Source organism: Bartonella sp. B1098 (assembly GCF_944896145.1).
Classification (GTDB): domain Bacteria; phylum Pseudomonadota; class Alphaproteobacteria; order Rhizobiales; family Rhizobiaceae; genus Bartonella.
Window position 1 is genome coordinate 101880 of sequence record NZ_CALYLP010000002.1, and the last position, 22178, is coordinate 124057.

Genomic DNA, 22178 nt, shown 5'->3' on the forward strand with positions numbered 1-22178 from the left:
AGGAAATTCCTACATTCCTTCAAAGTTTTTTCATCAAAGAAAAAAGTAACACATCATAAACTATAATATAAAAGAGAGTGTACAATCTGTCATGAAAAGCGAGTCTGTAGGCTCTTAAAAGTTATTTACGCTTTATTAAAAACTTTCAAAAATAATTATAGATTTGAAAGATAATTAAAAACTACCGTTATAATTAGAAACTATAGCGTACCCCTAAAATGCCCTGAAGAGACTGTTTTGTTTTACGCCCTTTAACATAATGAGCTTCACCATATAACTTTAACTTCTCACTCACAAAACTGCTCAAACCTATTCCTAATTTACCCGCATTGCCTGATAAATCGCTCGTAAATGCATGGCGTTCATTAATCACCGTTTGATTCTCATCTTTATTCTCACGCAACCATGCTGCTGTAATATACGCCTGTGAGGAAGAAGCCATGCCAGAACCAAATTCATACCCTAAAGATAAACCAACCTCACTGCGCAATGAAGTAAAGGGACGTATATCACCGGTCATGTCATTCGATAACTTGATTTCTTTTCCTTCAACGTGCAACCAAGTAAATTGTCCATAAGGCTGTAACCAACTACTCTTGGACGTCTGAAGTCGATAACCTGCTTCAAAGGAGGACCCAACCGTCCTTTGCCTATAACTGCCTTCAATCCCTAAACCATTCGTGGAAACCGCCTTCAGCGTATTTTGATAATAATTATATTTTAAAAGAGCATCGAGATACCATCCACTATGATCCAGATAAGTGACGTAAGCTCCAATACCATAACTATTGATACCGCTGGTACCTCCCCGAGCATGCGCAACGCGTGCGTGGTCATAACTGCCAAAACCACCTATATAAAACTCTCCATTTTCCCACTCACTTAAGCCATTGATCCCTAAAACGATCCCTGTCTGATCAAGCTTAAAATCTATATGCTCTGTCGCAATGCTTTCTTTCGATTTAATCGCATAGCTCCATAAAGCTGTATTCTTTTTACTGTGATCTAGAATTCCTCTTCCCGCACGCACGCTTTGCATTTCATTGTGAAACACCATCGCGGGAGCGACAGACATGGACAATACCGCATCTGTAGAAGGTGTGGTTAAAAACTGAGAACCTGAAAGCGTCTCCCCCAATTGTGTAGAAGATTGTTTCTGATTGCTTGGACGCAAAATCATTTGATCCGCTAAATATTGAGACGATTCTGAAACAGCCATCTGTTGCTTTTCAGCAGAAAGAAGATGAGAACCTGATGGAGGTGCTCCTTTAATCATTTGACTTCCCAGATTTGAAACAATTGAAGAAACAGAAGTTGGAGATTTTTGACTCACGTTGTGGCGGTTTTCTCTTTGACGAGGTAATTTAATCGCATGCTCTTGTGTATTTGTAAGCGTTGAAAGAAAAGGAACTAGTTGATTTTGACTTAAATGCCGTGCAGATCTGCTTCTACGCTGTGGCAAACTATTAAGAAATGAAAAATTATCAATAAAGACTGCAGATAAATACCAAACTTTTTCACCCCCATCCTTCCCAATTTTTTGTTTCAAACCATACATATAGGTTCCACCATCAACCATTCCAATTTTTGCACCAGAAAAACTTTGTAGAGTAAAAGAAGCGCCTCCACTTTGATCCAAAATTAAATCAAGTTCTGTTGAAGAAGGATCAACAATTTCAATACCAGAATCAACCACACTTATTATGTGAGAGCCATGACCATTTTTGATAAAAAGATAATCCCCTTCTCCTTCTGCAAGGCTAACATTAAAATCGAAATGGAGACTCCCCGAAAGGTCATCAACAGAAAGCTTGGAGTAATGTAAATTAGATTCTGTAGAAGTAAAAACAATATTTCCTACACCGCTCAGCTTCCTAATATACGTTTCTGTGTTTTCATATCCATTAGAAATAGAGTATAATTTAGCATTTTCTCCCTCTAAATTGATATCGTCTACTGTCGTCAGATAATTTTTTTCAGTATAAAAACGATCATTTCCAGCATAAAGATGGAGTTGTCCCAAATCCTGAACCGTTATTTCTCCTCCTAACATCGCACCAGCAAAAACCCATGAATTGGCTCCCTCTTTAATTATTAGATTTTTTACAATGCCCCCAGCATGAACTTCTTGAGCAGCATGGCGGTGTAAAGTCACTGTATTTGCTTCACCCCCTGCTAATACCCTTTGTACACCACCTGCAAAAACCTCAGTATTTATAGCTAAACCACCGGTTTTTTCTGCAAAGTTATCATCATCAGGAAACCATTTAGCAAGAGTTTGTATTCCTCCACTCATCACTTTTGTTCTCACTGCCATTCCATCATCATACACATTCTGCTGTCCGGGTATGTCCCCTTGACCATAAATTATCGTATCATAAGCACTGCTCCCAACAATCCCACCATTCACGTATCCATCTCCCCAAATCAGCTGATCACCACCGTAGATTGTAATCTGCAATGCTGTTCCTCCTCCTTCTACCTTTTGTTGCCCGCCCTGGTAAATAATCGTAGACTCTGAGATTCCCTGTTCCCCTACAATCTCAGAACCACCATTTTCAATTGTTGTATTCTTAACAAAACCACCTCCCTCAACATAAAGCCTTCCAGATCCCCCAATTGTAGCGTTAATGGATTGCTTAAAAGCACCTTGCTCTCCATCATCAGAGATATAAAATACCCTGTCATCATCAAGCAAAAAGCTTTGTAAAATGCCACCCTCCTCACGAATACTGAAATTAATGACATCAGAATATGGATCAAAATTAATATTAACATCTTGCGACGACGTTATATTTTCTTCTGTTTCAGGAAGCTTATCTATAGGCGATTCGGCATGAGGTGTGTGGATTACAGGAGTAGAAGTTGTTTCCAACGGCGCCAAGAACCAAGTCTTTCCACCGTTATGATCTTTCGTCTTTAGATTATACAGGTAGGCACCACCATCAATCATACTAGTCTTTTCACCAGAAAAATCTGTCAGAGTAAAATGCGCATTTCCGCTTTGTTCATGAATTAAATCAAGTTCAAGAACTAAATTCTGATTTAGGAGAGAAGAATCGGCAATTTCAATACCAGAATCAATCACGCTTATGGTGTAATCTCCTTTCCCCTTTTTGATAAAGAGATAATCACCGCGCTGCTCTGCAAAATTGGTATTCAATCTAAAATGTAAATTCCCTGAAAGATTACCGACCTCAAGTTTAGAGTAATGTGGATTAAATACGGTAGACATAAAAATAACACTGCCATCACCACTTAAGTTCTCAATTAAAGAACTTTCATTGTCCATATCAGAAGCAATAGCGTACAATCTTGTATCTCTGCCATTTAAAATAATTGTTTCAACTTCAGTGCGAGATTGCTCAGGGCCAGCATAAAGATAAATTCGTCCAGAATCATGAATCATGGTGCTTCCTTCTAATGTTGCACCAGGATGTAACCATGATTGTGCTTGATCCTTAATGATTAAATCTTTTACATAGCCCCCTAAATCTATTTTCTGAAAAGCACTCCCTTGTAAAAGAACGCCAAGGGCTATGCCCCCCACTAAAACGTGTTGCTCTCCACCAGAAGAAACCACTGTATTAAATGCAAAACTGCTATAATTGTTGAGATCCTCTTCCACATAAAGATTTTGTACCCCTCCTTCCATGATCTTTGTACGAAAAACCTCTCCATCATCATACACATTCTGATATCCTCTCACCCCATTTTCACCAGAAATGACGCTGTCATAGGCGCTGCTCCTTACCATCACCCCTTGAATATTAGATTTTCCTGAAACAAACTGCTCACCACCATAAATTTTAGCCCCTTCTGCTTTTCCCCCCTCTTCAATCCTTTGTTGTCCACCTTTATGAACAGCACTATCCTGAGAAAGACCCTGTGTTTTAATAAGCTCAATCCCGCCTCTTTGAAGTGTCGTATACAAGCTAAAACCACCGCTATAAACGGAGAGCTCTCCACCATCTTTAACGGTATTACTAATTGAAGTTTCTCCATTGCTCTCAATTTTCTCACTGCTCATGTCAAAGCTAGGATCCGCAATCGTAACAATCATTTCCTTTTCAATAGTCAATTCTGTGAGATCACGCGATAATGAAGCCATAGCAGATGGTTGCAAGCTAAAATCAGAAAATAAAGAATTCGTCTCATCAAGAGCATAATTCGCATCTAAATACCAAATTTTACCGGTGCCTTTATTATTTCTATGTTTCAAACGATACCTATAGGTTCCAGCATCAATCGTTTCGATTTTTTCACCAAAAGTATTTGTCAGAGTAAAATGAGCGTTTCCACTACGATCAGAAATTAATTTAAGCTTTTTGTGAAAAGAATTTGTCATTTCACGCCCAGAATCCGTCACACCGATTGTGTGATGACCTGAAGCACTTTTTTTAATGACAATATAATCACTAAGGTGCTTGGCAAAATCAACATTGAAATCGAAATGTAAAGAACCTGAAAACTCCCCGATATTAAGCTCAGAGTAATGCTTATGAGCTCCTAAAGAGGTAAAAACAACTCTCCCATTTCCTTTTAAGTTCTGGATATTAACCTGAGGTTTTGTGCTGTTATCTTCAGAAGCAATAATGTAGAGTTTGGTATCTTCCCCATTTAAATTAAGATTTTCTACTTCCGTAATGGCTTCACCATTCCCAGCATAAAGATAGAGGCTGCCAAAATCATAAACATTTGTGCCCTTATCTAATATTGCCCCCGCAAAAACCCATGACCTTGCTTGATGATTAATTGTTAGAGTATCCGCATATCCAGAATTATATATCTTCTGAGTCGCTCTATCGTATAAAGTAACTTCACTCGCATTCCCTCCCGCAAAAATATTCTGCATCCCATTTTTAAAAAGTTCGGTACTCAGTGCAAAAGCCCCCTCATTGATTGTAAAATCCTCATCTTCTGTATCGGCTGTATCAGCATCTTCTGAAAAGCTGTTATTAAAATTTTCTTGACCATCAAGATTCTGGACGCCTCCTTTCCTAACCCTTGTGTCAACAGCCATCCCCCCACTATAGACACTTTGTATTCCTGGCATTCCATCTGCAGCATAAATTTCAGTACCATAAGCACTACTTTCCTTGTCTTTAAGCTCCAAGCCATCTCCAAGGATCCCCTGACCAAAAATAATCTGCTCACCTCCATGGATTTTAGTCCCTTCAGCATTTGCACCACTTTCAACAATTTGTTGTCCCCCTTTTTTAACCGTAGCGTATTCTGAAGTACTTAGATTTTGGACAAACTCAATCCCACCATGCTCTATTGTCGTATCCCGACTAACACTTGCTGCATCAATGTAGAGTTTTACACCCTCCTGAACCGTATTGTTAATGGAATAACCTGCATTCTTATAGTTAAAGCTATTTACTTTTTCACCAGAAGATTCAGAGTCACGGTTGGTAATATAAATCGTAGCACCATCGCTTATGACTGAATTTGTGAGAACTTCAAAGAACAGGTTGTCTGCCCCCTTCCTTTCTGCTTCTGAAGACTTCCTTCCTTCTATCATCTTTTCATGCACTATGATTTTTGCCCCCTCTTTTTTCTCTTTTAATCCCCTCACTTTTGAGAACAATTCTCTTGTCTCTTCTAGATGTTCATTGATGCCTACTGGCGTTAATAGCTTTTCTTTTAATGTTTCTACGCCATCTGCATTCGCAATCTTGATAAAAAAACTACTGGTCATTAACGCATAAAAACTTAATTTCATTTTGCGTTGCATTACCCACATTCCATCATTCCAAATTTAAATCCCCCATTTAGAAAAAAGTGCATAGACCAAAACAACATTCTGTAATGGCTCAACCTCCTATTTTTTAAGATAATAAAGCATTCGATGATTAAGCTCTGGCAGTCAAATATACACCATGTGTCTTTAAAATGTATGCACAACTAAAAGATTTAATTTTTAATACATACTCTTAAAAAGTGTTATAATTATATTCATAAAAAAATTTTTAATATTTTTGAAACACTAATCTACGAAAAAGATTGATCCTCAATAGATAAAAATGGTTAAATTTTAAAGGAAACAGCACTGTGAATGAGGGGGAAGCTTTTATGTCCCCATATTTTCATTTCTACAGCATTTAAAATAGTTTCTCTATTCACTTCAATTTTGATAATCCCAAAAACACTTATTGATATTCATCAGTCCATCATCGTTGTTCGAATATATTAGAAACATCATAATATCGACTCGACACTGATTTGAAATTTTTATAATTATAGTTGATTAATTCATATTTGATTTGTCATATACTGAAAGGGACATTCTATTCATGCCTATAAACTTAGAAATGCAAGGTACAAGCAACAGAAATTCCCCTCGTCGCATTTTGTTTGCAAGCCTTATTGGCCCAACAATTGAATTCTTTGATTTCTATGTCTTTGCCACCGCCGCAGCGCTCATATTTCCTCATGTATTTTTTCCAACACAAAATGATCAGATTGCCATTTTACAATCTTTTCTGATCTTTGGCGCGGCTTTTTTTTCTCGGCCCTTTGGATCGATCATCTTTGGACATTTTGGAGATAAAATTGGAAGAAAAGCAACACTTATCGCCTCTCTTCTCACAATGGGGCTTTCAACAGTCATTATTGGTTTTCTTCCCACATATGAAACCGCTGGGTGGTTTGCCCCTTTCCTCTTAACCTTGTGCCGTATTGGACAAGGAATGGGATTAGGAGGAGAATGGGGAGGAGCTGTTTTGCTCGCAACAGAAAATGCCCCTCCAGAAAAGCGAGGCTGGTATGCAATGTTTCCTCAATTGGGCGTTCCTATCGGTTTGTTTTTATCCATTGCTGTTTATTTAGGTCTGTTATACTTCCTTGATCATGATGCACTTGTCGCTTGGGGATGGCGCATCCCTTTCATTGCTTCAATTATTTTTATGATTATAGGATTATGGGTTCGTCTTTCAATCAATGAGACTGTTCAATTCAAAAAAAATCTTGAAAGTAAAGAACGTGTCAAAGTTCCTATCATTGATGTCTTTTTAAAATGTCCACGAATCTTATTTCTTGGAATATTTTCTGGTATGGGAACATTTGTTTTGTTTTACTTGGTTACTGCATATTTGTTAAGCTATTCAACAAATCATTTGCAGTTGTCATATTATCAAGCTCTCCAAGTTGAAATTATCGGTGCTATTTTCTGTGGAATTTTTACGGTCATTACTGGAAGACTTGCTGATCGTATTAGACGGAGAACTTTGATGATTTGGATTACAATCATCACCGGTATCTATTCTTTCGCAATTCCTTATTTCTTAAATTCTGGAGTTATAGGAGTCCTTGCAATGTCTGTCATTGGTTTGTCTATCATGGGAATGATATACAGTCCTCTTGGTGCTGTTTTGGCTTCACCATACCCAACAGCCATTCGATACACAGGCTCTTCTATTACTTTCAACTTATCTGGTATCGTAGGAGCTTCTCTCGCACCTTATATTGCGGAATATTTAGTGCAACATTTTGATACGTCTTACATCGGCTATTATTTGCTTTTTGCTTCTTTTGTTTCACTAATTTGCTTTGTCGGATTTACAGATGATGAAATATCCAACTAAAATGTAATAACGAAGAATAAAATAAGGACTGGCAGAAAAAATGCTGCCAGTCTCATTTTTAAAGACATGGGTTGTGGTATATGCCACCACAATATTCCCGCAAACAAGGCACTCAAAAAGAAAAATAAAAAATCCGCAATATTGCTCATATCAGCAACAGCAAACATTCCTGATAGGATATGCGTTGTCCCTAACCACGAAACGCAAAAAAAAGCCAACATTACAGCCCATAAAACAAGCAAAATTCGATCAATAATCATCATCATGCCGTTTCATTTTTTTAATTATAGGCCATATCTTTAGCATACCTAAAAGAAAAATCACAACAAAGACCCAACGCCCTCCCCCTGATCCTTCCGCAATAAAAAGTGCTGGATTTATAATTCCTACCAACCCTATAAAAACCAGAATAAAAGATACGAGACGCATTAGAGCTGTTTTTCCCAACGACGATCTTCAGTCTGTTGCCAATACGTTAAATTATGATTTTCCATTTTATATTTTTTCCACTGTGCTCGAGCAAGATTCAACTGCTCATCATTTCTGCCATCAAATAACACAACAAGACGTTGATAAACATCAATATCCGAACAAACAGCTCCCTCTATGAGAAAACGAATCTTTGAATCATTGGGATTTTCTTGTCCTGTAGTCAGAAATACAGGCTGAAAATTTGAATATTGATCACACTCTGTTCCATGTCCAATAAATGATTCATCAGCATAAACCCATAAATGCATATCTATAGAATCACGTTGTTCTTTACTCACACATTGTATGGTTACCTTACCAAAACGAGCCAATGCCCGCTCCACAAGCGTTGGCAAAATATCTTTTAGCGTTGACTGCGTCAAATGATAGAATAGAATATCCAACCTCTCAAATCCTCATCACTTTTTACCAATAAAGCTAACATCTTTTTTAGAGAAACTTCTATAGCCCTTATATAAAAGGAAACGGTTCAAGATATAAACCTCTTTTTCGATTGAGATGCATTATCTTTTTGCCTGTATCTTTAAGAGCCCCTTTAAAAGATAAAACTTTTTTATTTTCAACGTTAATAAAAAAGTTTTTCAAGTTATTTTCTAGATTCCTTGTAGACTATCGTAGAAAATAAAATATAATGTGTTGAAAAATTACAGGGAATTTAACGAGCAATTTTATATGGTTTATTTGTTAAAAATGCCCAGTCCCTGAAAAGGTGTTTTTTTAATTTTATTACATTTTAACCGAAAGCGGCAAAAGTATTTGTTATCGAATTAAAGACTGAGGGTGTTCTCCATTTTATGCGTATTATTGAGTTCTACATCCTGAGGCGTGTCTTTGTTTTATTTAGTTCTGTCATGATTGCAGCAGTGGGTGTTAGTTGGACGGTGCAAATTCTTGCACGTATAAACTTTCTCACAACAAGTAAACAGACACTCCTCACAGTCTTGCAGTTTTCACTTTCATTAGTTCCTTCTGTTATTTTTCTTGTCATTCCATTTGCATTAGTAATCGCAGTTACAACCACCCTTTCAGCAATGAATCAAGACTCAGAACTTGCTGTCATCAATGCCTCTGGTTTTCCTAAAAGTACTGTTTTGAAACCTATTCTCCTTCTTGCTATTGTTGCATCATGTATCTCCTTTTCTATTGCTAATTTTGTTGCTCCTCAAGCGCGTCTTCATATGCGACAAATGTTAGCAAATGCCCATTTTGATCTTATTAATCTGTTCATTAGTGAAGGGAGCTTTCAAAAACTTGCCAATAATCTTTACATAGAAATTGGCGAACGAAATCCAAATGGAACACTTGAACGTCTTTTTATTGCCGATCAGCGTGACCCTAAAACTGATCTTTTTTATTATGCAACAAAAGCCTCCATTATAAGTAATCAAAACGGTCGTTTTTTAATCCTCAATAACGGTGAAATAGAAAGGGTCAACCATCAAAATAACAGCGTTTCAATCGTTCAATTTAGCGCATATACCTTTAGCCTAGGGGAGTTTATTCCTAGTGATAAAAAACCTACTCTTTATCCAAAAGATCGGTCTCTTTCTTATTTACAAAACCCTGACCCAAAAGATCCCTACTATCAACGAAAACCGCTCCAATATAAAGCTGAGTTTCACCGCCGACTAACGCAATGGCTCTATCCAATCGTTTTTTCACTTATTGCATTAGCAGCGGCAGGAAATGTATGCTCTCATCGACAAGCACGTCATTTAGCAAATTTCTTAGCGATTGCTTTTTCTTTTCTGGTCTATTGGATAGGGTATTTTTTCGCCGAAAAAGCAAAGAACGATCTTGCATATATTCCTCTCCTTTATATTACGCCTATAGGAACAAGTATATTCGTTTTTTTTATGCTTTTAACGAATCATAAAATTGGACTCCCTGCAAAATTTAATGAGGTACTTCAAATCATTTTTCAAAAAGTAGTGAACAAATTTGAACATAAAAAACCTCAAGATTCTCCGGATAAAATATCATGATTGGACGGACACTTGGACGCTATTTTTTTATACGTTACCTTAAAATAACGTGTTATTTTTTGGGGGGCATTTTGGTCCTTGCTCTTTTAATCGATTTTACAGAAAATTCTGGGAGGCTACCTTCCCTTCCATATTATACAGTAAAAGATGCATTTCTCCTCTCTGTTTTACGTATCCCTTTTATTATGCAACAACTTATCCCTTTTATTGCACTCTTTTCTGCAATGACAACACTTATCTCGCTTAACAAAAAGCTTGAACTTGTGGTTACTCGCTCTATCGGTGTTTCTGCATGGCAATTTCTTATGCCTGCTTGTTTTGGAGCTTTTCTTTTAGGGTTATTTTCAATTTTTCTCATTAATCCACTTGCTGCATGGGGATTTTCTCAAGCAGAAAAAATGATGATTGAGTGGCGCAATAATAATGTCCTAACATCTCTTCATAATACACGTATCCACTGGTTAACACAGCGTACAGATTTAGGCAGAACAACCATTGGCGCTAAATTGATTACCGATCAAGGACTTTCTCTTCTTGATGCAACCTTTGTACAATACAAAGATGACGCAACCGTCAAAAATTGGATTAACACCCCAAAAGCAACCTTGACCAATGGCGCTTGGTTCTTAACAAATGGCACAATCTATAAAATAGGACATCCTCCTGAAAAATTTACCGAGTTGAAAATAAAAACCAATCTAAAACCTGAATTTTTAACGGAACGTTTAGTGAATCCCGTAACTATTCCATTTTACCAATTGCCTAAAAAAATTATGATCGCACGTTCATTTGGCTATTCTGCGAATAATTTTGATATGTATTTGCAATCTTTGATTGCCTTACCGGCATTACTTGTGGCAATGACTCTCATTGCAGCAACTGTATCTTTAAATTTTACCCGTTTTGGGCAATCTAGAACGTTGATTCTTGGTGGCGTAATCGCTGGATTTATGCTTTATGTTATTTCTGTACTCGTTCAGGCTTTTGGTAATGCCGGATATATTCCACCAATTATTGCCGCTTGGACACCTGTTGTTATTGCATTATTCTTGGGAATCTCTTTTTTACTTCATAAAGAGGATGGCTAAGTGAAAGCATTAACGCGTAAGAAAATCATTTTAACAAAATTAAGTGCTCTCGCTTTTAGAAGTGTTATGGCGGTTATTTTAGGGGGAACATTGCCTTATTGTGCATACGCGCAAAGTCCTATGTCTCCTCCTCAAAGTCGCATTCAAAACTCGGAGCGCCCTCTTTTGCTCTCTGCGGATGAACTCATCTACAATCGTGATGAAAACACTGTTTCTGCACAAGGGAATGTCCAAGTTGAATATGACGGCAATAAAGTTGTGGCTCAAAAAATCATTTACAACCAAAAAACAGGGCGGCTTATTGCACAAGGAAACGTTGAAATTACTCAAAAAGATGGGAATAAAATTTATTCTAATCAAATTGATATGACCAAAGATCTTGGCAAGGGGTTTGTAAACGCTTTGCGTATTGATACAGCCAACAATGTGCACTTTGCCGCTCAAAATGCTATACGCCAAAACAATCAGGTAACAATCTTTGAAAATGCAACCTATACAGCCTGTGAACCTTGCTCTTATAAACCAGATAGAGAGGTTCTATGGAAAATTAAAGCCAGAAAGATTATATGGAATAATAGCGTTAAAAAAATTCGGTTTGAAAATAGCAGTTTTGAAGTTTTTGGTGTCCCAATTATAAAATTTCCAAATTTTGAGCTCTATGATCCAACTGTCAGGCGTGCTAGCGGTCTACTTACGCCTCATTTTTTCTATACTGATTATCTCGGTATGGGGATAAAGAATTCTTATTTCTGGAATCTCGCTCCCCATTATGATTTTACGCTTTCTTCTACGATTTATACTCAACAAGGGCTTTTAACCGAAGGGGAATGGCGTCAGCGTTTTAAAATGGGCCGTTATAACATTCGCTTTGCTCATATATATCAAATGAAACCGCATAGATTTGACAGGAATACGATTGATGCACAGCATAAAAACCGTTATATGCTGGCGACAAAGGGGGACTTTCGTATTAATTCACACTGGACTTATGGATGGGATATTCTTGCACAATCCGATCGGCATTTTAGTCGTGCCTACAAGCTTGAAAACTATAGCAATCCTACACAACTTTCTCAGATCTATCTGAATGGTCTTGCAGGAAAAAACTATTTTGACATGCGTTTTTATCATTTTAAAATTCAAGATTCGATATTGAACGATCCCCATTATGAACGTCACTCTCAACAAGTATGGGTTCTACCACGTATAGATTATTCTTTTACACCAGATGAACCCATTTATAATGGAGAGCTTACCTTCCATAGCAATATACAATCAATTTACCGTCGTCATGCCGACTTCAGTTCACCCGACTGGAACAAAAATCCTCTCAACACTGTACGACTTTCTGGTATGGCTGGAAATAGTTTGCGTTTAACAAATGAGCTTGAGTGGAAAAAGCGCTTTAACATGCACAATGGCCTCATATTAACCCCCCTTCTCTCTCTACGGGCTGATATCCTTACAATCAATGGACAAGAAAATTATGCTGATTCTAGAGAAAACAATGCCTTATCCGCAATTCGCGGCTCAAAAATTCGTGGCATAGCAACAGCAGGATTGGAAGCACGTTATCCCTTCCTTATTACAGCTGCTCATTCTACACATATTATAGAACCAACCGCACAAATTTTTATACGCAACAATGAACAATATATCGGACAACTTCCGAATGAAGATGCACAAAGCTTTGTCTTTGATGCAACCACTCTTTTTCAACGAAATAAATTTTCTGGTTATGATCGTGTAGAAGGTGGGACAAGAGCCAATATAGGTCTAAGATATTCTGGAAACTTTAATGACAATTGGTCTCTTTATAGTCTTATTGGACAATCCTTTCATCTGGCAGGAAAGAATTCTTTTGCAGAAAAGGACTTTGTTAACGCCGGTATTCATTCTAGCTTAGAAGCAAAACGTTCAGACTATGTTGCAATGTTTGGTGCGACCCATAAAAACGGTTTTTCCTTAGAAACGCGCGGACGCTTTGACAAAAAAACAGGAAAAGTCCGCCGTGGTGAAATTGAAGCATCACAAATGTGGAAAAATTTTTGGGCCTCTGTACAATATGCTTATATCGCAAGCCAACCGAATTACGAATATCCACAAGAGCGCCAAGAAATTTCTTTTCAAACAGGCTTAAAACTGGCAGACTATTGGTCCATTAATAGCAACGCCGGTTATGATCTCGTATCTGGCATATTTATAAAACGAGGAATTAGCTTGAATTATGCCGATGAATGTTTCGGGGTAACATTCGGTTATCAACAGGTAATGAATCCGGGAAGAAAAACACCTTTGCAGAACTTTAATTTCTCTCTTTCATTGCGTACAATCGCAGATACCGGAAAAAAATAGATTCAAATTTATAAAGAGAATGTATAAGTGATTTAACTTATTATTGTTTTTATGAAAGAAAGCGTATAGTTTAAGTTATTGATGAGAATTAATAAACAATGCGAAAGCTTATTTACATGAATAAATTGAAAAAGCGTGTTCTTGCTTTATTTTGTATTACGTCTTTGAGCGTAAGTAGCCTGCTCATAAATGAATTTTTGATTCCGTCAGCCTTTGCGCAGACAGCTATTGTTGTTACAGTTAATGGCAATCCTATCACAAATTATGATATACAAAGGCGTGTTGCATTTCTCAGATTGCAACAAAAGCAAGGCAATTTGGTGGCACAGGCTAAAAAAGAGCTGATCGACGAAGAGCTAAAAAATATTGAAATAAAACGTCGTAATGTTGAGGTCAGCAATGATGAGGTTGATAGAGCTTTTGAAAACTTTGCAACGCAAAATAATATGACAATTGATCAGCTCAATCGGATTCTGATCCAAAATGATATTACTGTACAACATTTCAAAAATTATATCCGTGGACAAATAGGATGGGGGCGTCTTGTTAGCGCACGCTATCAAGCTCAAATGGGTATGGTTAGCGAACAAGAAGCTGTGCGCAGAATATTAAAAAATGGTGGTGTGAAACCTTCAACCAACGAATATACATTACAGCGCATTGTTTTTGTTATTCCTGCACATCGTCGTTCAGAAATCTTTGAAAGACGTCAAAGAGAAGCAAGCAATTTCCGCGCACATTTCCGTGGATGTGCAAATGCCCAGAATCAAGCAAGGGGTATTTTAGACGTTACAATTCGCCATTTAGGAAAATTTCTGGAACCTCAACTTCCCAGTGCATGGGAGCAAGCTATTCTTGCAACACCTGCTGGAAAAATGACAAAATTACAAGAAACATCTGATGGGATCGAAGCAATTGCTGTTTGCAAAATAAAAAGGGTTTCTGATGATTATGTCGCTCGGCTGATATTTTCTCTTCAAGATAATAAAAACAGAAGCCCGAAAAAACTTGAAGAATTAAGCGAAAAATATTTAGAAGAACTGCGACGCGTAGCACGTATTCAATAATGACAGCTCTTGTTGTTAGTGGTGGTGATCCTGCCGGAATTGGTCCTGAAATAGCTCTAAAAGCATGGAATTTGCGTGTTAACCGTCAAGTTCCGGCTTTTGTGCTTATCGCTGATCCAGATGTTATTCGTTCACGCGCTCGTTTTTTACAGATGGATGTTGAGGTGGAATCTGTTTTAATCACCAATCCTGTCAAAAATTTTCAAAACGCCCTCCCTATTATACCCTTAAAAAACAAACAAAGTGACCAATTAGCTTTTCCTTCTCCAAACAATGCTGTCGGAATCATTGAAGCTATTGAGCGCAGTGTTCAATTGATTCAAAGTGGACATGCTTCTGCATTGGTTACTTGTCCTATTGCCAAAAAGAATCTTTATGATGCAGGATTTGAATTTCCAGGTCATACAGAATTTTTAGCCGATTTGGCTCATAAAGCTTTTCATAAATCTTATCATCCGGTTATGATGTTAGCTGGGCCTCAATTAAAAACAGTCCCAATAACTGTTCATATTCCATTCAAAGATGTTCCTTCACAGCTGACCCGTCATTTAATCATTCAAACGGCCTTCATTACTGAATATGACTTAAAAACACGATTTAAAATAACGTCACCTCGGCTCGCTGTCGCTGGTCTTAATCCTCACGCTGGAGAAGAAGGCGCAATGGGAAAAGAAGAGTTTGAAGTGATCACGCCTGCTCTTGAATATCTTAAAAAGAAAGGACTCAATATTATAGGTCCACTTCCTGCCGATACAATGTTCCACAAATGCGCAAGAAAAACATATGATGTTGCCCTTTGCATGTATCATGATCAAGCTCTTATCCCTGTTAAAACATTAGATTTTGATACCACTGTTAATGTCACGTTAGGTCTCCCTTTCATTCGTACGTCTCCAGATCATGGAACTGCTTTTGACATTGCTGATAAAGGTATAGCCTCTCCTGAAAGCTTTATTGCTGCTCTCAAACTTGCTCATCAACTTGCAAAAAATAATTCGATACCATGCCAATAGATAATCTTCCTCCTCTGCGTGAGGTCATTGATATATATGGATTGCAAGCGCATAAATCTTTGGGACAAAATTTCCTTTTTGACCTTAATTTAACCTCTAAAATTGCTCGTCAAGCAGGCAATATAGAAGGAAAACCTGTTCTTGAAATTGGTCCTGGTCCTGGAGGGCTCACACGCGCCTTGCTGGCAAAAGGTGCCATTGTAACAGCAATAGAACACGATGAGCGCTGTATACCAGCTCTCTTAGAAATAGAAAAATACTATCCGAACAAATTAAAAGTTATTTATAATGATGCACTGAAACAAGATTACTCAAAACTCTTTGAAACAATCCCAGAAAAGCCACGCATTATTGCCAATCTTCCTTATAATATTGGAACGCAACTTTTATTAAATTGGCTTTTGGTTGAACCATGGCCTCCTTTTTATGAATCCATGACATTGATGTTTCAACGTGAAGTCGCTCAAAGGATTACGGCTAAACCTCAATCTACTTACTATGGACGCCTGAGTGTCCTAGCTGGCTGGCGTACTACAGCTAAAATTGCTTTTGATGTGCCTCCTCAAGCCTTCATACCAGCGCCTAAAGTAACGTCTTCCGTTGTTCATATCATTCCACGAACTCAACCTCTTGTCTGCTCTGCGGAAAAACTAAGCTTTGTTACAAAAACCGCTTTTGGACAAAGACGAAAAATGCTTCGTCAAAATCTCAAAACACTTGGAGGTGAAGTCCTTTTAGAAAAAGCTAGAATTGATGGAACTCGCCGTGCTGAAACGCTCTCTATTTCCGAATTTATAACTTTAGCGAATTTGATAACCTAAAAAGTATAACTTTTTCAAAACAATAAAAATATTAATCAATCTTCTCAGCAATAAGTCTATCAACAAAAGAGCTAAGAAAAGCACATCTCTCGCGTTTCACTGTTTCAGCTAAATAAATCGATTTTATAAGTGATAAAGACTTATCTAAATCTTCATTAATAACCACATAATCGTAAGAACACCAATGCGTTAGCTCCGTTCGTGCATTTTCCAATCGTAAATCGATGATATCTTGACTATCTTCTGCTCGACGATGTAAACGTGAAACAAGCTCTTTCATGGATGGTGGAAGAATAAAAACAGATACTGTATCTCTTGGCATCTTTTTTTGCATCTGCTTGGTGCCTTGATAGTCAATATCAAATAACATATCATGACCAGAACTTAACGCATTTTCAATAGTTTCACGTAGCGTGCCATAATAATTCCCATGTACTTCTGCCCATTCAATAAATTCATCTCTATCACGTTTATATTCAAACTCTTCCTTTGAAATAAAGTGATAGTGGAGTCCATCGACTTCACTGGGACGCTTTTTCCTTGTGGTCACACTAACAGAAAGCTCTAATTGTTGATCTTTGAGGAGTAACCGAGAAATTGTTGATTTACCAGCCCCTGAAGGTGAAGAGAGAATAAATAAAAAACCGCGACGTTGATTTGTTTTTATCGTATTCAATACACTTTCAAAGGCTGTCATCACACCACTCTATTTTGTTCATAAATTTTCCCTCAAAATTTGAACGATACATTATTTTAACCTTTTTTCTAATCAATTGTTTTTTAGCAGTTCTCAATACCACACTGCACTTGCATTGAGAGAATTTATCATAAAATATATTACTTTCTTTCTTAAATATTTTGTATCTGTACGTTTATCTCACTTGTAACATACAAGAAAATGATTTTTATTATTCTCATCAAAAGCTTAAGGTGAAAAATCTTACTCTATTTGGAGTTCATATTTACGAAGCAAAAAGATTCCATATCATTATAAATCAATGTTTTGCCTTCAATTCCCGCCACTTGCGAACATTCATATTATGTTCTTCTAAGGTTCGAGAGAAAACATGTCCTCCTGAACCATCAGCAACAAAATAAAGCGCATCACTGCTTGGTGGATGTACTACCGCCTTCAATGAATCGCGACCTGGATTTGCAATAGCGGTTGGAGGCAAACCATTAATTTTATAAGTATTATAGGGTGTTTCCTTCTCAAGATCTGAACGGTAAATTGCACGCCCCGATGGCTTCCCTTTTCCTCCAAAGAGACCATAAATGACCGTTGGATCTGATTGAAGACGCATGTGCTTTGCAAGACGGTTATAAAATACCGCAGCAACCATTGGTCTCTCTGCTGTAACTCCGGTTTCTTTCTCAACAATTGAAGCCAATATGACAAACTCATCAATTGACTTAATAGGTAAATCAGGGGAACGTGTAGCCCATATCGCATGAATTAACTTTTTCTGTCCTTCGCGCAATCTGTTTATAATTTCTTGACGCGTTGTCCCCCGAATAAAGCGAACAGTATCCGTCATCAAATACCCCTCTGGAGGCAAAACTTTTGGAAGATCCCCAATCAAAATCTCATTTGCTGCTAATCGATCAAAAACTTGCTGAACCGTTAAACCTTCTGGTACTGTAAATGTATATTCAATGGATTTTCCTTTCACAAGAATATCCATAATATCATGCATTGAAGCATGGGCTGGAATTAAATATTCACCAGCCTTCAAGTGACTTGTGTTTTTATGATAACCAACCCCATAAACAAAAATATCTGATGATCGAATGAAACCACGTTTTTCTAGCAATAAAGCAATTTCACGAATTCCTGTACCCGGATGGATAAGAATAACCTGTTCTCCCTCAATTTTTCCCTTTTCTTCAAAAATACTTTTTCCAATATAAAGAGGAATACTTATGCCGAAAAGAATAATCACAATCAGCATGAGAAAAAAATGACCAAGAATAACCAAAGGATTACGGACGGTAGACGATTTCTTTTGTTTTCTATGTGTTAACATGTCACAACTATCTGCTCAATGATTCGAAGAGGAATCGTTCATGTCCTTATAATGGCATTCCATTTTTCACGCCGGACATAACCCCTCAATAGCGATTAAGGACAATATTGTAACTTCTCATTCATCTTATAATAAAGGTGAAAATTAAAAAGCAGAAATTAAATAAAAATACTTATTATCCCCTAAAACGTCGCATCACCAATGATGCATTTGTTCCACCAAATCCAAAAGAATTGGAAAGAATCGTATCAATCTTTCGTTCACGTGGTTTGTGCGGGACAAGATCAATTTTTGTTTCAATTGATGGATTGTCAAGATTAAGTGTCGCTGGCGCGATATTATCTCGTATAGCTAAAACACAAAAAATAGCCTCAGCAGCACCAGCTGCGCCAAGCAAATGCCCGATAGAGGACTTCGTTGATGACATAGAAACTTGTGGTGCATAATGTCCTAAAACACGTTCAACAGCTGCTAGTTCTATGGAATCAGCCATCGTTGATGTACCATGAGCATTAATATAATCAAGCTCACTCACATTCACTTGTGCACGCTTAAGAGCGGACATCATACTCCGCTGAGCCCCTTCACCACTTTCTGAAGGCGCTGTAATGTGGTAAGCATCCCCCGATAAACCATAGCCGATAATCTCAGCATAAATACGCGCTCCTCGTTTTTTGGCATGTTCTAGCTCTTCTAAAACAACAACCGCCGCTCCCTCCCCCATCACAAAACCATCACGATCAGCATCATAAGGACGCGAGGCCCGCTCAGGTTCATCATTGCGACAAGTAGAAAGAGCTCTACAAGCAGAAAAGCCCGCAAGAGATATCCGATTTATCGGAGATTCGGTCCCCCCTGCCACCATGACATCTGCATCACCGAACATAATCAAACGCGCCGCATCACCGATCGCATGCGCTCCTGTCGAACAAGCTGTCACAACCGAATGATTAGGTCCTCGTAAACCATATTGAATAGACACATAACCAGAAGCAAGATTAATCAAACGACCTGGAATAAAAAAAGGAGAAACACGGCGCGGACCTTTATCACGAAGCGTATAACCAGCTTCCACAATGCCCTCAATCCCTCCAATCCCCGAACCAATTAATACCCCTGTACAAATCTGATCTTCATCACTCTTAGGAAACCATTCAGCATCTGTAAGTGCTTGATTAGCAGCAGCCATTGCATAAACAATAAATGCATCAACTTTCCGTTGCTCTTTAGGTTCCATATATAAATCAGCATTATAGGTCCCCTCTGTTCCATCGCCTAAGGGGATACGCGCTGCAATCTGGCATGGCAAATCGGACACATCAAATTCAGTAATACGCCGAACACCACTTCTTCCTTCAAGAAGTCGTTTCCAACTATATTCAATATTACCAGCCAGTGGAGATACCAATCCTAAACCAGTAACAACAACACGTCTCATAACTTCTAACCTTGAACTAAACTTTAGCTCTCAAAGCTCTCTTTTCAAAAGAACTCCGAAGAATACAGGCAAAAGCAATAATACCTTTGCCCTTTAATCATCATGCAGAAGCTTTATCAATGAACTTGACGGCATCACCAACTGTGAAAATCGTTTCAGCAGCTTCATCTGGAATTTCTACACCAAATTCTTCTTCAAAAGCCATAACGAGCTCAACCGTATCAAGGCTATCAGCCCCTAAATCATCGATAAAGCTCGCATTTTCTACGACTTTATCAGCATTAACCCCAAGATGTTCCACAATAATTTTCTTAACGCGCTCTACTGTATCACTCATGTTGAAATCCTCGAATTTATATTTTCCTATAATTTGGTTAACTATATCGGCTCATCTAATCAAGCAATAGATGCATTCCTTCAAAAGATTTTAGCAATGATCTAAAACATCCTGTGGATATCCCCTACAAAATAAACCAATCTGACATTCCGACATCAATTGATCAACGACCATGTTAAAGAAATAGTGCATCTTTCCATTTCAATCGTTACTATCTAAAATAATACAGCTTATAAATCAATGTGGAATACAAGAAAATACTTAAATCATTGCCATTCCACCATTAATATGCAGTGTTTGACCTGTCATGTAGGCTGCCTCATCACTCGCTAGATAAACAGCAGCTGTGGCTATTTCTTGCCCGCTCCCCATACGCTTCATTGGAATCGCAGCCATAATGACTTCTTTTTGCTTTTCATTAAGCTTATCTGTCATGGCAGATTTAATAAATCCTGGAGCAATACAATTGACCGTAATGTTTCGTGACGCAATTTCTTGTGCCAATGCTTTAGAAAAACCTATCAAGCCTGCTTTTGCAGCACAATAATTCGTTTGTCCAGGATTTCCAACAACACCAACAACAGATGTAATATTAATAATCCTTCCATAACGACGACGCATCATAGAATGTATTAATTCACGTGTCAAAAGAGAAGCAGCTGTTAGGTTAACCTCTAAGACATCATCCCAGTCTTTATCTTGCATACGCACAAAAAGACCATCCCGAGTGATTCCCGCATTGTTAACCAAAATATCAACGCCATTCATTTCTTTTTCTGTAACTTCAGCCAATTGTTTAATCGACTGACGTTCAGAAAGATTAGCAGGGAACACAAAAACATTCTGTCCTAATTCTGCTGCCAATTCTTTAAGCTTGTCTTCACGTGTTCCATGAAGTCCAACAATGGCTCCCCTTGCATGGAAACAACGTGCTATTGCCTCACCAATTCCTCCTGATGCCCCCGTTACAAGAGCTTTACGTCCTGTTAATCTAAACATTTTTTTAACTCCTTCATAGATTAAACGCCAAGCATCCCTAGTGCTGATTCTATTTCATCAACTGTTCCAATTGTTATCCCCTTTATATCCTTGTTAATACGACGCGTTAAACCTGTTAATACTTTTCCAGAACCAACTTCAAAAAGTGTATCAACCCCATGAGAACCGATCCATTCTATTGTTTCACGCCACCGCACCCTGCCTGTTACTTGTTGGACAAGAAGAGTAGCAATACGTTCAGGATCACTTTCTGGTGCAACAGAAACATTGGCAATCAAAGGAATAATAGGAGCCACTTTGTTAACAGTCAAAAGCGCTTTCTTCATGGCATCCGCAGCAGGCTGCATTAAAGACGAATGAAAAGGTGCAGAAACCGGAAGAAGAAGCGCACGTTTTGCACCTTTTGTTGATGCAATCTCTACCGCTGTCTCAACGGCTTTTGCTTCACCTGAAATAACAATTTGCCCACCACCATTATCATTGGCAATCTGGCATAGTCCTTCTCCCGAAACAGTTTCACAAATTTCTTCCACAACGTGCTCTTCCAAACCGATAAGTGCTGCCATAGCGCCTTCACCAACTGGAACAGCAGCCTGCATGGCATTACCACGAATGCGCAAAAGCCTTGCCGTATCTGTAAGACTGAATGTACCAGCAGCACAAAGAGCTGAATATTCGCCTAAAGAATGACCGGCAACAAACTTTACCTTTTCTTCTATACGAAGCCCTAATTGTTCCATCACACGAATGACAGCCATGGATACAGCCATTAATGCTGGTTGTGCATTGGCTGTTAACGTTAAAATATCTGCTGGTCCTTCAAAAATGATCTCTGATAATTTCTCACCCAAAGCATCATCAACTTCCTCAAAAACCATTCGCGCCGCACAAAATTGCTCTGCAAGCGCCTTCCCCATCCCAACGAGTTGACTCCCTTGCCCTGGAAAAATAAAAGCTGCACCCATTC

Annotated in this window: 16 protein-coding genes and 1 pseudogene; 7 read left to right on the plus strand and 10 right to left on the minus strand. The window is 38.1% G+C overall.

Annotation, left to right across the window (positions count from 1 at the left end; genetic code table 11):
• Positions 1-193: 193 nt before the first annotated feature.
• Positions 194-5740, minus strand: coding sequence for a BafA family autotransporter (gene bafA, locus NNJ85_RS00470; RefSeq protein ID WP_254472692.1), 5547 nt, complete (start codon positions 5738-5740; stop codon positions 194-196).
• A gap of 559 nt (positions 5741-6299) precedes the next feature.
• Here bafA and NNJ85_RS00475 point away from each other — a divergent pair.
• Positions 6300-7589, plus strand: a complete 1290-nt coding sequence (locus NNJ85_RS00475) for an MFS transporter (RefSeq protein ID WP_254472693.1) — start codon at positions 6300-6302, stop codon at positions 7587-7589.
• Here the strand turns inward: NNJ85_RS00475 and NNJ85_RS00480 are convergent.
• Genes NNJ85_RS00480 through NNJ85_RS00490 form a run of 3 tightly spaced genes read right to left on the minus strand, consistent with a single transcriptional unit; the run spans position 7586 to position 8464 of the window.
• Positions 7586-7849, minus strand: coding sequence for a hypothetical protein (locus tag NNJ85_RS00480; RefSeq protein WP_254473858.1), 264 nt, complete (start codon positions 7847-7849; stop codon positions 7586-7588). The two genes, NNJ85_RS00475 and NNJ85_RS00480, sit on opposite strands and share 4 nt — an antisense overlap.
• The gene (locus NNJ85_RS00485) at positions 7839-8018 is read right to left on the minus strand and encodes a hypothetical protein (RefSeq protein ID WP_254472694.1); all 180 of its coding nucleotides are present in this window, start codon (positions 8016-8018) and stop codon (positions 7839-7841) included. The genes NNJ85_RS00480 and NNJ85_RS00485 overlap by 11 nt, the downstream gene beginning before the upstream one ends.
• Entirely contained in the window at positions 8018-8464 is a 447-nt protein-coding gene (locus NNJ85_RS00490) for a DNA polymerase III subunit chi (RefSeq protein ID WP_254472695.1), read from the minus strand. Before NNJ85_RS00490 ends, NNJ85_RS00485 begins: the two co-directional genes overlap by 1 nt.
• Positions 8465-8875: 411 nt before the next feature.
• On the opposite strand from NNJ85_RS00490, the gene lptF reads away from it, so the two are divergent.
• The 6 genes from lptF to rsmA all read left to right on the plus strand — a co-directional run bounded on the left by lptF (position 8876) and on the right by rsmA (position 16410).
• A complete protein-coding gene (gene lptF / locus NNJ85_RS00495; protein WP_254472697.1) occupies positions 8876-10066 on the plus strand; it encodes an LPS export ABC transporter permease LptF in 1191 nt (396 codons plus the stop codon).
• Positions 10063-11154: an LPS export ABC transporter permease LptG gene (gene lptG, locus NNJ85_RS00500; RefSeq protein WP_254472698.1), complete on the plus strand. Its 1092-nt coding sequence runs from the start codon at positions 10063-10065 to the stop codon at positions 11152-11154. The genes lptF and lptG overlap by 4 nt, the downstream gene beginning before the upstream one ends.
• On the plus strand, positions 11155-13509 hold the full coding sequence (locus tag NNJ85_RS00505; protein WP_254472699.1) for an LPS-assembly protein LptD: 2355 nt from the start codon (positions 11155-11157) through the stop codon (positions 13507-13509).
• A gap of 116 nt (positions 13510-13625) precedes the next feature.
• On the plus strand, positions 13626-14576 hold the full coding sequence (locus tag NNJ85_RS00510) for a peptidylprolyl isomerase (RefSeq protein ID WP_254472700.1): 951 nt from the start codon (positions 13626-13628) through the stop codon (positions 14574-14576).
• On the plus strand, positions 14576-15589 hold the full coding sequence (gene pdxA / locus NNJ85_RS00515) for a 4-hydroxythreonine-4-phosphate dehydrogenase PdxA (protein WP_254472701.1): 1014 nt from the start codon (positions 14576-14578) through the stop codon (positions 15587-15589). The genes NNJ85_RS00510 and pdxA overlap by 1 nt, the downstream gene beginning before the upstream one ends.
• A complete protein-coding gene (gene rsmA / locus NNJ85_RS00520; RefSeq protein ID WP_254472702.1) occupies positions 15580-16410 on the plus strand; it encodes a 16S rRNA (adenine(1518)-N(6)/adenine(1519)-N(6))-dimethyltransferase RsmA in 831 nt (276 codons plus the stop codon). The genes pdxA and rsmA overlap by 10 nt, the downstream gene beginning before the upstream one ends.
• A gap of 31 nt (positions 16411-16441) precedes the next feature.
• Here the strand turns inward: rsmA and gmk are convergent, their stop codons facing one another.
• From gmk to fabD, 6 genes and pseudogenes are all read right to left on the minus strand, one after another.
• Positions 16442-17107 carry a guanylate kinase gene (gmk, locus tag NNJ85_RS00525; RefSeq protein WP_254472703.1) on the minus strand — a complete coding sequence of 222 codons (666 nt, stop codon included), beginning with the start codon at positions 17105-17107 and terminating at the stop codon, positions 16442-16444.
• Between the two features lie 298 nt (positions 17108-17405).
• Positions 17406-18516, minus strand: a pseudogene (gene mltG, locus NNJ85_RS00530) (endolytic transglycosylase MltG).
• 96 nt (positions 18517-18612) lie between these two features.
• Positions 18613-19875: a beta-ketoacyl-ACP synthase II gene (fabF, locus tag NNJ85_RS00535; protein WP_254472707.1), complete on the minus strand. Its 1263-nt coding sequence runs from the start codon at positions 19873-19875 to the stop codon at positions 18613-18615.
• A 100-nt stretch (positions 19876-19975) separates the two neighbouring features.
• A complete protein-coding gene (locus NNJ85_RS00540; RefSeq protein ID WP_004860281.1) occupies positions 19976-20212 on the minus strand; it encodes an acyl carrier protein in 237 nt (78 codons plus the stop codon).
• Between the two features lie 261 nt (positions 20213-20473).
• Positions 20474-21211 carry a 3-oxoacyl-[acyl-carrier-protein] reductase gene (gene fabG, locus NNJ85_RS00545; protein WP_254472709.1) on the minus strand — a complete coding sequence of 246 codons (738 nt, stop codon included), beginning with the start codon at positions 21209-21211 and terminating at the stop codon, positions 20474-20476.
• 20 nt (positions 21212-21231) lie between these two features.
• The gene (fabD, locus tag NNJ85_RS00550; RefSeq protein WP_254472711.1) at positions 21232-22176 is read right to left on the minus strand and encodes an ACP S-malonyltransferase; all 945 of its coding nucleotides are present in this window, start codon (positions 22174-22176) and stop codon (positions 21232-21234) included.
• Between the last annotated feature and the right edge of the window lie 2 nt (positions 22177-22178).

Bases quoted from the DNA above. Each gene is read 5' to 3' on its own strand.
- NNJ85_RS00540 (WP_004860281.1), bottom strand. From the start codon at position 20,212: ATGAGTGATACAGTAGAGCGCGTTAAGAAAATTATTGTGGAACATCTT.
- lptF (WP_254472697.1), top strand. From the start codon at position 8,876: ATGCGTATTATTGAGTTCTACATCCTGAGGCGTGTCTTTGTTTTATTT.
- rsmA (WP_254472702.1), top strand. From the start codon at position 15,580: ATGCCAATAGATAATCTTCCTCCTCTGCGTGAGGTCATTGATATATAT.
- fabF (WP_254472707.1), bottom strand. From the start codon at position 19,875: ATGAGACGTGTTGTTGTTACTGGTTTAGGATTGGTATCTCCACTGGCT.
- pdxA (WP_254472701.1), top strand. From the start codon at position 14,576: ATGACAGCTCTTGTTGTTAGTGGTGGTGATCCTGCCGGAATTGGTCCT.
- gmk (WP_254472703.1), bottom strand. From the start codon at position 17,107: ATGACAGCCTTTGAAAGTGTATTGAATACGATAAAAACAAATCAACGT.
- bafA (WP_254472692.1), bottom strand. From the start codon at position 5,740: ATGCAACGCAAAATGAAATTAAGTTTTTATGCGTTAATGACCAGTAGT.
- NNJ85_RS00510 (WP_254472700.1), top strand. From the start codon at position 13,626: ATGAATAAATTGAAAAAGCGTGTTCTTGCTTTATTTTGTATTACGTCT.
- NNJ85_RS00475 (WP_254472693.1), top strand. From the start codon at position 6,300: ATGCCTATAAACTTAGAAATGCAAGGTACAAGCAACAGAAATTCCCCT.
- NNJ85_RS00480 (WP_254473858.1), bottom strand. From the start codon at position 7,849: ATGATTATTGATCGAATTTTGCTTGTTTTATGGGCTGTAATGTTGGCT.
- fabG (WP_254472709.1), bottom strand. From the start codon at position 21,211: ATGTTTAGATTAACAGGACGTAAAGCTCTTGTAACGGGGGCATCAGGA.
- fabD (WP_254472711.1), bottom strand. From the start codon at position 22,176: ATGGGTGCAGCTTTTATTTTTCCAGGGCAAGGGAGTCAACTCGTTGGG.
- lptG (WP_254472698.1), top strand. From the start codon at position 10,063: ATGATTGGACGGACACTTGGACGCTATTTTTTTATACGTTACCTTAAA.
- NNJ85_RS00485 (WP_254472694.1), bottom strand. From the start codon at position 8,018: ATGCGTCTCGTATCTTTTATTCTGGTTTTTATAGGGTTGGTAGGAATT.